The 12,344-nt window shown below is 35.5% G+C and carries 11 protein-coding genes; 1 reads left to right on the top strand and 10 read right to left on the bottom strand.

Annotation, left to right across the window (positions count from 1 at the left end; all coding sequences use genetic code 11):
* Nucleotides 1-57 precede the first annotated feature (57 nt).
* The 9 genes from K5R64_RS02075 to K5R64_RS02035 all read right to left on the bottom strand — a co-directional run bounded on the left by K5R64_RS02075 (nucleotide 58) and on the right by K5R64_RS02035 (nucleotide 10,047).
* A complete protein-coding gene (locus K5R64_RS02075; RefSeq protein WP_220760341.1) occupies nucleotides 58-2,391 on the bottom strand; it encodes an ATP-dependent helicase in 2,334 nt (777 codons plus the stop codon).
* Nucleotides 2,392-2,476: 85 nt separating this feature from the next.
* Nucleotides 2,477-3,529 carry an o-succinylbenzoate synthase gene (locus K5R64_RS02070; RefSeq protein ID WP_220760339.1) on the bottom strand — a complete coding sequence of 351 codons (1,053 nt, stop codon included), beginning with the start codon at nucleotides 3,527-3,529 and terminating at the stop codon, nucleotides 2,477-2,479.
* Nucleotides 3,530-3,590: 61 nt separating this feature from the next.
* Nucleotides 3,591-4,790, bottom strand: coding sequence for a hypothetical protein (locus tag K5R64_RS02065; protein WP_308443148.1), 1,200 nt, complete (start codon nucleotides 4,788-4,790; stop codon nucleotides 3,591-3,593).
* Between the two features lie 118 nt (nucleotides 4,791-4,908).
* Nucleotides 4,909-5,586 (bottom strand): metal-dependent hydrolase, encoded by a 678-nt coding sequence (locus K5R64_RS02060; protein WP_220760337.1) that lies wholly within the window; start codon nucleotides 5,584-5,586, stop codon nucleotides 4,909-4,911.
* An 81-nt stretch (nucleotides 5,587-5,667) separates the two neighbouring features.
* A complete protein-coding gene (menA, locus tag K5R64_RS02055; protein WP_220760335.1) occupies nucleotides 5,668-6,630 on the bottom strand; it encodes a 1,4-dihydroxy-2-naphthoate octaprenyltransferase in 963 nt (320 codons plus the stop codon).
* A 71-nt stretch (nucleotides 6,631-6,701) separates the two neighbouring features.
* A complete protein-coding gene (locus K5R64_RS02050; protein ID WP_220760333.1) occupies nucleotides 6,702-7,532 on the bottom strand; it encodes a 1,4-dihydroxy-2-naphthoyl-CoA synthase in 831 nt (276 codons plus the stop codon).
* Nucleotides 7,533-8,248: 716 nt separating this feature from the next.
* Entirely contained in the window at nucleotides 8,249-9,103 is an 855-nt protein-coding gene (locus K5R64_RS02045; protein WP_220760331.1) for a S1 RNA-binding domain-containing protein, read from the bottom strand.
* A gap of 195 nt (nucleotides 9,104-9,298) precedes the next feature.
* A complete protein-coding gene (locus tag K5R64_RS02040) occupies nucleotides 9,299-9,823 on the bottom strand; it encodes a DUF4252 domain-containing protein (RefSeq protein ID WP_220760329.1) in 525 nt (174 codons plus the stop codon).
* Nucleotides 9,824-9,837: 14 nt separating this feature from the next.
* Nucleotides 9,838-10,047, bottom strand: coding sequence for a hypothetical protein (locus K5R64_RS02035; protein ID WP_220760327.1), 210 nt, complete (start codon nucleotides 10,045-10,047; stop codon nucleotides 9,838-9,840).
* 117 nt (nucleotides 10,048-10,164) lie between these two features.
* On the opposite strand from K5R64_RS02035, the gene K5R64_RS02030 reads away from it, so the two are divergent.
* Nucleotides 10,165-11,556 carry a S41 family peptidase gene (locus tag K5R64_RS02030; protein WP_220760325.1) on the top strand — a complete coding sequence of 464 codons (1,392 nt, stop codon included), beginning with the start codon at nucleotides 10,165-10,167 and terminating at the stop codon, nucleotides 11,554-11,556.
* A gap of 80 nt (nucleotides 11,557-11,636) precedes the next feature.
* Here the strand turns inward: K5R64_RS02030 and K5R64_RS02025 are convergent, their stop codons facing one another.
* The gene (locus tag K5R64_RS02025; protein ID WP_220760323.1) at nucleotides 11,637-12,341 is read right to left on the bottom strand and encodes a response regulator transcription factor; all 705 of its coding nucleotides are present in this window, start codon (nucleotides 12,339-12,341) and stop codon (nucleotides 11,637-11,639) included.
* Nucleotides 12,342-12,344 lie beyond the last annotated feature (3 nt).

Below are 12,344 nucleotides of genomic sequence, written 5' to 3'. Positions count from 1 at the left end.
ACGATTAAAGTTACTCATTTATCTTGAAACTTTGTCCTCAAAACTCCCAAAGAACAGTTAACCAATGATATTTAGTTTAGCAAAACGCAACAATAGTTTTTTGATCCCCCCTACCTCAAACTTAATTTCGGCTTTTTTATCTGCTCCTACACCTTCGAGATTCAACACCTGTCCTTTGCCAAAACGTTCGTGCATGACCATATTCCCAATGGTTAATTGGTTATCAAACAAATTTGCTTTAGAAGGTGTATTTCCGTTTGAAACCGGTTTAAGTTTTCTGATATTCAAATCCGTTTTAGTTTCGTTTGACGAAGCACTTACTGGAGGCGTACCGTTCTTAGGTTTAGACAATCTAAATTTAGACTTATCCACATCATCAAAAATATCTTTGTCAATCATAGACTGGTAACGGTAATTCGTTTCAGGAGGAGTAAGATATTCTAAAAATTGACTGTCAATCTCTTCAATAAAACGTGAAGGCTCACAATCTGTTAGTTTTCCCCAGCGGTAACGAGATTGCGCATAGGTTAAATAAGCTTGATGTTCAGCGCGGGTAAGTGCAACATAAAACAATCGACGCTCTTCTTCGAGTTCGCTACGAGTGCTCATACTCATGGCTGATGGAAACAAATCCTCTTCCATCCCTACCACAAATACATGAGGGAACTCAAGTCCTTTGGCTAAGTGAATTGTCATTAAGGCAACCCTATCTTGGTCAGTGGTATCATTATCGAGGTCGGTAGCTAAAGCTACATCTTCTAAAAACTCTTCTAGCGAACCTCTGGCACCATCAATTTCTTTTTGGCCTTCGGTGAAGTCTTTAATACCATTGAGTAATTCTTCTATATTTTGAATGCGCAACATTCCTTCAGGCGTTGCATCTTTTTTGAGTTCCTGAACCAAACCCGATTTTTTAGCCACATGATCCGTCAAGTAAAAGGCATCTTGGCTTTCATTAATTACTTGAAAACTTCGAATCATTAATACAAAATCTTTCAATTTTTGTTTGGTTCCAGCATTTAACTTCAAGTCGATTTTGTCAATATTTTGCATGATTTCAAAAATCGAACGCTTGTAATGATTGGCTGCTACTGTCAGTTTTTCAACGGTTGTATCGCCAATTCCTCTCGCTGGATAATTAATCACACGCACCAAAGCTTCTTCGTCTTTTGGATTCACAACTAATCGCAAATAACACAACACATCCTTGATTTCTTTTCTTTGATAAAAAGACAATCCTCCATAGATGCGGTACGGAATATCTCTTTTACGCAAAGCATCCTCCATGGCACGAGATTGCGCATTGGTTCGGTATAGTATGGCAAAAGCGCCATTGGGAAGTTGGTTTTGCATTTTTTGCTCGAAAATGGTACTAGCTACAAAACGTCCTTCTTCCGCATCTGTCATGCTGCGATGAATTTTTATTTTGGGTCCAAAATCATTGGCGGTCCAAACTACTTTATCTAATTTAACCTTGTTTTTGTCAATAATGGTATTGGCTGCTTCAACGATATTTCTAGTCGAACGGTAGTTTTGTTCCAAACGATACGTTTGCACCCCTTGATAATCTTTTTGGAAATTCAAGATATTGTTAATGTTGGCACCTCGGAAAGCATAAATACTCTGGGCATCATCTCCTACTACACATATATTTTGGAATTTATCCGACAACGCTCTTACAATCAAATACTGGGAATGATTCGTATCTTGGTACTCATCCACCATGATGTAACGGAAACGATTTTGATACTTGGCCAAAACCTCTGGAAAACGGGTCAATAACTCATTAGTCTTTAATAACAAATCGTCAAAATCCATTGCTCCTGACTTAAAGCAACGGTCCACATAATTCCTGTAAATCTCTCCCATTCTGGGTTTTTTAGCCATAGCATCGGCTTCTTGTAAATCAGGATCATTGTAATAAGCCTTCACTGTTATTAAACTATTCTTAAAACTCGAGATTCGACTCAAAATCTGTTTTGGTTTATAGATATCCTTGTCCAATTGCATCTCTTTGATAATCCCCGAAATACAACGCAAGGAATCTTGAGAATCATAAATGGTAAAATTAGAAGGATACCCTAATTTATCCGCTTCCGAACGAAGAATTCGGGCAAAAATAGAGTGAAAAGTTCCCATCCAAAGGTTTTTGGCCTCACTCGCTCCCACAATAGAAGCGATACGCTCTTTCATTTCACGCGCCGCTTTATTAGTAAATGTCAGGGATAAAATATTAAAAGCATCAATTCCTTGACTCATCAAATAAGCAATTCGAATGGTTAATACACGGGTTTTGCCAGAACCAGCACCCGCGATGATAATCATTGGCCCTTCCTTTTGTAAAACAGGTAATTGTTGCGCTTCGTTGAGTTGAGAAATGTATTGTTGCATAAAAAAATCAATTTATGCAAAAATAAGGATTTAAGAGTTAATTTGAACTACTGGATTTGGGTTTTAAAAGCAGAAATTAAAAGCCTTAGCTTTTAAGAAATTCATTAAAATCAAATTCCCATTTCAGATTATTTTTATACCACAACTTTCCTTCTGAAACCGTCAGCGGACAATTAAAATTATTCGTATAAAGAGCACCCGTGCCCAAACCTTGAGGCATAGAATTATCCAATAAATACGTCCATTGTGCAATTGCATTGAGTCCGATGTTGCTTTCTAAAGCCGAGGTTATCCACCAACCAATTTGGTATTTTTCAGCCAACATAATCCACTCCATAGTTCCTTTGAAACCACCCACAAAACTTGGTTTCAAAATGATGTATTGTGGCTTAATTTTCTGCAATAATAGTTCTTTCTCTTCGATAGCATACACTCCAATCAATTCTTCATCCAAAGCAATAGGAAAAGGAGTCGATTTACACAATTCTGCCATCTTGTCAGGGTTGTTTTTTTGAATAGGCTGTTCTATACTATGCAACTCAAAAACAGTTAATTGATTTAACTTATCTAAACAATCGTTATAAGCAAAAGCACCGTTAGCATCTACCCTGATTTCAACTTGTTTTGAGGTAAAATGTTCCCGAATAAAGCGCAATAAGTGCAGTTCTTTATCAAAATCAATGGCTCCTATTTTGAGTTTAACACAACTAAATCCCTGCGCTAATTTCTCCTCGATTTGTTGCTTCATGTATTGCTCGTCCCCCATCCAAATCAACCCATTAATAGGTATCGATTTTCCACCTCTTGTAAAGGCCGATGGAAACAACTCAAACGGATGCTCACTAGCCAAAGACAGAAACGCCATTTCGATCCCAAATTGTATCGAAGGGTATTCTAACAAAGCGTTCCAAAGTTTATCTTTTCCTAAATGAATATGCTCGCAAGTCCACTGCAATTTGGATTCATAATCGGGACGATCATCAGCACTCAAACCACGCAAAATACCGCATTCTCCTATCCCTCTTTTCCCCTCTTGTTCCAGAATAATAAACCAGGTTTCTTTTTGCGTCATTACACCTCTAGAGGTTCCAGAGGGTCGTTTGAAGTCAAGAATGTATTGGTGATATGAAGCTTTCATTTTTTATTATAAGATTGAGGATTTGGGATTGAGGATTTTAAACAGCATTTTTTTCAAAAAACTATTCCAGTATTTTCAAAATTCTTTCAAAATCGCTGGACTGAATTCCTGCTTTTAAAAAGGTTTGAAAATCGGATTTTGTTTTTTGCGCCCAACTCAAGCTGTCCGTCACATTTTGTGTTCGGAATTCTTTATGTATTTTTTTTGCTTTAGCATAATCCCCATTGAGCAACAAAGCGTGAGCCAAATGAAGTTTGACCAACAACTCCGTCGCATCTCGTTTTTCACCCGTTTCAAGTATTTTTAAAGCCTTTCCATATTGTTTTGTAGCGATATAGCAATACCCCAAATTAGCATCATCTATAGCGGTTGCTTGTCCGTCATTTACAATTGTAGTCAAGGCCGTGATAGCAACACCATATTGCTGTTTTTGCATTGCCGCTAATGCCTTGGTGCGCAAATCAGTATAAATAGTCTTCGAAACATTACTTTCACCATAACAACTATTTCCATAATCCTTGTACACCTTAGCTTGTTCGATGGTAAGTAATTTTTGAAATTCATCAAAACGATATTGCTTTTGGATTTTTTCTTCCACACAAACACAAAAATCATCTGAATTAGTCATTTTTTGTGCTAAAGCCGAAGTTTTGCATTGGTTAATAATATATTTTCGATTTTCAACTGACCAACCACGGCTCAATTTAGCATCCACCCAAGGCACTATTTCAAGGACTATCTTTTGTTTCATAATCCAATTGGCACTCTCAAAACCAAACCAAAGATTGCCTTTGTTGTTTTTCAAACATGGCGAATTATCAATCGAAAGTCGTTTAGCATCTTTACTCAACGGTACATCCTGAACCAAACACGCTTCTAGCGTTTTTCCAGTTTTTTGGTACTCTAAAGACGCTTCTTGACTGGTAAAAACGGCGTATTTACACTTGTCATCCCCTGAAATTTTTGACATCAAGAAAACTGCTCCGGCTGAACCTTGACTGATTCCTGTAGGGTCTGGAATCGCTTTTAGTACCGAAACCAAGCTTCCTGCCATTTGTTGATTGTTATCAAGTAAGGTAATACGAAAAATCAACTCCGTAGTTCCCACAGGAAAATCATCAGATTTGATAACGATTCTATCACGGGCAGCAACCGAAATTTCTTTGGTCATGGCTCGTTCCCGATCCCAATATCCATCTTTTTGTGCCTGAATCGTTTGAAAACAAAAGCTACTTAGTAGCAATAAAAATATTTTTTTCACTGATATGAAATTAATTACGAACTGCCCTAGCCCAGATAGAAGTGGAAATCCTTTTGGGAAGGCGTTTTTCAGCCTTCACAAAAGATTGCAACGAATAGCTGGAAATAGCTCCTAAAAATTATAATTCGATACTTTCACCAATGGACAATAGCATCAAATCTTTGTCTTTTTCAAAAAACTTTTGAATGGCTTCTTTCTTATTGATTTCGATATACCCAAAGGTGTCGTAATGATAGCCCAAAACTTTATCACACTGCACAAAGTCCGAAGCAATTATAGCGTCCTGCACATCCATGGTAAAGTTGTCTCCGATAGGCAAAATGGCCAAATCCAGTTTGGTTCTCATTGGAATTAGCTTCATATCCATTGTCAAAGCAGTATCTCCAGCAATGTAAATATTTTTGTGCTCTCCCTCGATAACAAAACCTCCCGGATTCCCCCCATAAGTACCATCAGGAAAGGAACTGGAATGCACGGCATTAACGTATTTTACTTTTCCAAATTCAAAATCCCAACTTCCTCCGTGGTTCATAGGATGAGATGTAAAACCTTTCGCAGCATAATAACCCGCAATTTCTGCATTAGAAACAATAACTGCGTTCGTAAGCTCCGCAATTGCCTCTACATCCAAAACATGGTCACCATGCGCATGAGTTAACAAAATATAATCAGCATCAAGCGTGTTGATATCAATATGCTCGGCTGCAGGATTTGCAGAAATATAGGGGTCAACAATAATGTTTATATCGCCTACTTGAATGCCTAATGAGGCATGTCCATAATATGTTATTTTCATGATTTATAAATTTTACAGTTGAACTTAAAGAGGTATGCCATTTATTCGTCAATGATTCAAAATGTATGTCCTACTTTTCAATTATCTGCCCCCAAGAAAAAGATTCACTAATATGTCCGAAAAAAAGAAAATCATACAAAGCGACAATAGGACAGCTAAAGCAAAAGTACTTAAGGCAACTCGCTTTAATTCGGGATCTAAATCTTTGGGATTCTTTGTATTGGCAACCACACTTAAATGTTTGATTAAAGGAATGTATGCTAGTAAAAATAGATATTGGTCAAATTGGAATTGACTTAAAATTGCAAAAACCAACACCAAAACCATAGCTGAAACAATCAAAAAGTAATGGTATTTTTTCGCTTTTTCTCCGCCAATTTTGACTACGATGGTGTTTTTATTGGATTTTTTATCCGACTCCTCATCACGCATATTGTTAAGGTTTAACACCCCAACACTAAGTAATCCAATAGCTATTGCTGGTAAATACAAAATAGCATCTAACTCTTTAGAATATAAAAAATTTACTCCCAACGTACTTACCAAACCAAAGAACACAAAAACAAATACATCACCATATCCTCTGTATCCGTAAGCTGTATTTCCAACAGTATAGCGAATAGCAGACACAATTGCCAAAATACCCAACACCAAGAAAAACAAGGAATAGACGATATTTGTTTTGCCAAAGGCATAATATATCAACAATATTGCTGACAATAAAGTCAAAATCGACGTAATCACAATAGCTCTTTTCATTGCTGGAGCCGAGATAACACCACTTTGGATGGCACGTTTAGGCCCTATTCTATCCTCATTATCCGTTCCTTTAACACCATCACCATAATCATTCGCAAAATTTGAAAGTATTTGCAATCCTAAAGTAGTCAGTATCGCAAAACCAAACAATCTCCAATTGAACACCTCGGTAGGTGTCAAAATTTCAGAGGTTGGATGGGCTAAGGCATACATACTCCCTACTATTATTCCTGATACTGATAAAGGTAAAGTGCGCAATCTTGCGGCTTCTATCCAGTGTTTCATTCTTCTATTTTTGTTTAAAGTTTAAAAAGTTTAAAAGTTTAATTTGAACAACATTAAACTTTTAAACCCTTTTAGGGCAACCACTTCTTTTCGAAGTTCGGTTTTCTTTTTTCTAAAAAGGCATTTCTACCTTCTTTAGCCTCTTCTGTCATATAGGCCAATCGGGTCGCTTCACCTGCAAAAACCTGTTGACCTACCATTCCATCATCAGTTAAATTCATAGCAAATTTAAGCATCTTAATAGAAGTTGGCGATTTTGCCAAGATTTCCTGCGCCCACTCATAAGCTGTAGCTTCAAGCTCGTCATGTGGCACTACCGCATTGACCATTCCCATCTCAAAAGCTTCTTGAGCGGAGTAATTTCGCCCTAAGAAGAATATTTCCCTAGCTTTCTTTTGTCCTACCATTTTAGCCAAATAAGCCGAACCATAACCTCCATCAAAACTAGTCACATCTGCATCTGTTTGTTTAAAAATAGCGTGTTCCTTACTTGCCAAAGTCATATCACATACTACATGCAAACTATGTCCTCCTCCTACTGCCCAACCGGGAACTACGGCAATAACTGCTTTAGGCATAAAACGAATGAGTCTTTGTACATCTAGAATATTTAGTCGATGGTAGCCATCCTCCCCTACATACCCTTGATGCCCACGAGCTTTTTGATCTCCACCGCTACAAAATGACCAGATACCGTCCTTAGAACTAGGCCCTTCTGCCGAAAGTAAAACTACCCCAATCGAAGTATCTTCTTGTGCATCATGAAAAGCATCTAAAAGTTCGGAAGTCGTTTTGGGACGAAAAGCGTTTCTTACATCAGGTCGGTTAAAAGCTATTCTTGCTACACCATTGCATTTTTTATAAGTGATATCTTCGTATTCTTTGGCAGTAATCCAATTCATTCTTATTCAGTTTTAATATTTACTGCGTAAAAATAAACCATTTTTTTCCATTCTACACAATAGAATTCTATAGAAAACCAAAACAAAAGCTCAAATTACTAATTTCAAAACTTAAATTAAGAAACCACCACAGGAAATTAAAATCCACAAGTAATCCTTCTCCCGTTAATCATTTAATTTTGTTAAAATTCATTAAAAAATGAACTTTTTTATACAATGGAATGCATTTTTTTATTAATTTAGACTCAGTTAGTTACAGCATTGGTCAAATATTTACAATGCAAAACTACTATGGATTACTTCACTGAATTATTAACCTAAAAAAAGATTATTGAAAAACACAACAGGCTTTATCACTCTTTTTTATACGGTACTAAATTTAATAATCCGAGGAGAAGAGCCCAAGAGGGAGACGCTAATTTTTATTACATGTAGCAACAAGTAACACCAATGGTTACCAGTTGGATTACTATACCTGATGAAAAATCACTAAAATGAAAAGGTACAATCCAAAGAAAACATCCCAACCAACGGACATGCCGTGAAAGTGTACTGGAATAAATTTAGAAGTCAAAAAAAGATAAAGAAAGGCAAGTAAGGGAAACCAAGTGTTTCAATTGTAGAACATATTATAGCACTTCCAAAATAAGAGGGGCTATAAAAGAGAAAGACTAACCCAATTTGGATTAGTCTTTCTTTTTTTCAGATACTCATGACTAGGATTCAATCAAGTAAATTCCGTCCTCTTTTATTTCAATCAACTTTTCTTTATACAAAGCACCGATTGCTTTTTTAAAAGTTTTTTTACTCATCTTCAACACCGTTTTTATATCTTCTGGGTGCGAACTATCATTTAAACGCAAAAAACCACGGCTTGCTCGCAACTCATTTAATATTTTTTCAGCATTGGGTTCCACATTTTCGTACCCTTGGATTTGCAGCGAAACATCAATTTTATTATCAGGGCGTATGTTTTTAATATACCCCCTCATACGATCACCAGTACGGATAGCATCATCATATACCTCATCTTTATACAATAACCCTTTGTGCTGTTCATTTATGATGACATTGATTCCAATTTCAGTAATATGCGATACAATCAAATCGACTTCTTCCCCTTTTTCAACTGTCAAATTCTCATTACTCAAAAACTGATTTGTTTTACTCGAGGCTACCAAACGATTGGTTTTTTCATCCATATAAAGGTAAACTAAGTATCGTTTGCCTTTTTCCATAGGTCTGGCCTGTTCTTTGAATGGGACCAAGATGTCTTTTTCCATTCCCCAATCCATAAAAGCACCTACTTGATTGATATAATTCACACGTAAAAGTGCAAACTCATTCAATAGGATATAAGGTTCCAAAGTAGTCGCAACAGGACGTTGCTCATGATCTAAATATACAAAGACCACCAACTCTTCTCCTATTTCAAAAACTTTAGGGACATATTTATTAGGCAAAAGCACATCATGAACTCCTTCTGGATCTTTTTCAGGATCTCCTAAAAACAAACCAACCTTAGTATCACGCAAAATCTTTAGCGCATTGTATTTTCCAATTTTAATCATTTCTTCCAAATTTCTAAGGTGCAAAGGTACGAAGTTTGAAAATAGGAAATCACCTCTGCTCTATCGATTTTAATTTACCTAGGATTCAAAGGTGAATAAAAAATAAATTGCGATTTTACTACCTTTCATTCATGTGATAGCAAACACTAAATTCTTTTTAAAATAAATCTACCCTTAAACAACTTGATTTACTTACTATTTGGTTGCCTTCTTGAATTCTTCTCTGCCAGGAATTTTCATTTTATCTGTCAAAACTGCAATTTCGTTCAAATAAAAACTCCCCGTAAGTGACATCAAAACCGTTTCTTCATCCCGATTATTTCCATCAATAAACATCAGCATCTCTTTAATTTGCGCATTAGGTGCTCCTGATTTCACAACAATGCGAATGTTTTTTCCACCCTCATTGACCTTCATCAATTCTTCCAAGCCCACCGTTTTGATGTATTTATCCGCAGTCTGCTTCATATCATTGGCTACTTTAGCATTGGTTGTAGTGTAAACTTTTAAGTTATCCAATTTTTTTATTAAGTTCATGTATTGTTGCGTTTCTTTGTCATTAGCATCTACTTTGACCTTACTCATCAACTCAAACATTTTTTTATTAACCACTACAGCAGTAACCTCATCTTTATCATTGAATTTATCAAGAAGATTTTGAGAAAAAACAGGAATTGAAAACAATATAAACAATGTAGCAACAGCTATAACTTTTTTCATTTTTAAGTTTTGTATTAGTATTTAATAAATATTTGAGCCGTGGTCATTTCGTCTTCTTGTAGATACCTTACACTTTTCATGCCATGATTTAGCTGAAGCGAAATAAGTGCTAAAGCTTTTTGGGTTTCCTGGAATGCTTTCTCAGGACTATTCAAGGTACCTAAACTGTCCTCATTTTTCTTTTTTTGACACCCCATAAGGAAGAACCCAATCATTACAGTCAAAATTATCTTTTTTAAACTCCTCATCATCTACGCGTATAAAATTAATTCTACAAAAAGTACAAAAAAATAAAACTAAAGATAGTACTTTTACGTTAATTACGTTATATTCTTTATTTTATGAAAACTAAATTACGATACCTAATTCTGATTGCCATTTCCTTTCTAGGCTTACAAAGTTGTGAAGACAATGATGATACTCCCTTGAATAATGAATTGCAAATTAATGATTTTATTTGGAAAGGAATGAACGCTTACTACCTATGGCAAGCAGAAGTACCTGATTTAGATGACAATAGATTTCCTAATTATACCCAATACGAGGATTACTTAAGGAATTTCACGCCCGAAAGTTTATTTAACACCTTAAAGCTCGATGAAAGCAGAGATAAATTTAGCTGGATGGTTAACGATTATACTGTTTTAGAACAAAGTTTTCAAGGTACTACCAAAAGCAATGGTATCGAATTCAAGCTTAGTTTAGATCCTAATGATACCAATAAAGTAGTGGGTATTGTAAACTACATCGTTCCAAACTCTAATGCCTCAGGCAAAAACATCAAAAGAGGTGAAATTTTTTACGGGGTTAATGGTACAACGCTAACATTAAACAATTATCGTTCATTACTGTTTGGTTCTAATGAAGTTTACACACTTAATTTTGCTGATTTTACCAATAGTACTATTGTACCTAATGGCAAATCATTAGAATTTATCAAAACCACACTCAATGAAAATCCTATTTTAATAAACAAGGTCATTACATCTGGAGCACGAAAAATTGGATATCTTATGTATAATGGATTTTATTCCTCGTATGACACCGCTTTGAATACGGCATTTGAATACTTAAAAGTACAAGGTGTAACCGATTTAGTGTTGGATTTAAGATACAATCCTGGTGGTTCTGTGGGTTCAGCTACTCGATTAGCAAGCATGATTACGGGGCAATTTACTGGACAAGTATTTTCAAAACTTACTTACAATCAAAAGAGTAGCAAATACAATGTGGATTATTTATTTCCAGACAAAATAGGAACAACCCCTATCAGTAGTCTCAACCTTACCAAAGTGTACATACTTACCACAAGCGGAACAGCTTCGGCAAGTGAATTAATCATAAATGGTCTTGCTCCTTATATTGAAGTGGTTCAAATAGGAGACACAACGGTTGGAAAAAATCAAGCCTCCGTAACCCTTTATGATTCTCCTGATTTTAGTTCGAAAAACAAAAATCCTAATCACAAATATGCCATACAACCTATTGTAGCTTATACTGTAAATAAAAATGGTTTTGGCGATTATCAATCTGGTCTAAAACCCACTTTCACTTTAAAGGAATCCGTAAGTACCTATGGTGTTCTAGGCGACCCAAGTGAACCTTTGCTTAAAACCGCCATCAGTAAAATCACTGGCATTACTGCTAAAACATCCCTTTCTACTACTCAAACATGGAAAGAAATAGGCGATTCTAAAAACCTCTTAGGGCGAGGTGGAATGCAAATTGAATAAATCACAGTTATTACTAGTGATACCATAAAAAAAAAGCCTCGATTTCTCGAGGCTTTTGTGTTACTTATTAAATTTCAATCTTATTTTTTCACTACTAATCTAAATCCTTCACCATGAATATTTAGAATTTCGACATTTTCGTCTTGTTTCAAATATTTACGAAGTTTAGCAATATATACATCCATACTACGTGAGGTGAAATAATTATCGTCTCTCCAAATTTTTGTTAAGGCTAACTCTCTTGGCATTAAATCATTCTCATGCAAAATTAACATCTTAAGCAACTCATTTTCTTTTGGAGATAATTTGATTGGTTCTTGTCCTTCAAAAGTTAAGAAACGTAATTTAGAATTTAAGTGGAATTTACCAACATTAAATTCAAATTGAACTTGCTCTGCTTTTACGTCCGATGATTTTCGTTGGATAATTGCCTTGATTTTCATCAACAATACTTCTGAATCAAAAGGTTTATTCAAGTAATCATCAGCTCCTGCTTTATATCCTTTTAGCACATCTTCTTTCATGGATTTAGCTGTTAAGAAAATAATAGGCACTTCGCTATTTTTTTCTCTAATTTCTTTAGCTAAGGTATATCCGTCTTTGTATGGCATCATCACATCTAAGATACATAAATCATAGGTGTCTTTTTTGAATTTTTCAAAACCTTCCATACCATTTTTTGCTAGCGTAACATCAAAGTCGTTAAGCATTAAATAATCCTTTAGAACGGCTCCAAAATTCAAATCGTCTTCTACTAACAGTATTCTTTTATTTGTATTTTCCATATC

It is taken from the genome of Flavobacterium sp. UMI-01 (genome assembly GCF_019656315.1).
GTDB lineage: Bacteria > Bacteroidota > Bacteroidia > Flavobacteriales > Flavobacteriaceae > Flavobacterium.
The sequence above is the reverse complement of the archived record's forward strand: the minus strand, read 5'-3'. Positions and strand labels throughout refer to the sequence as shown.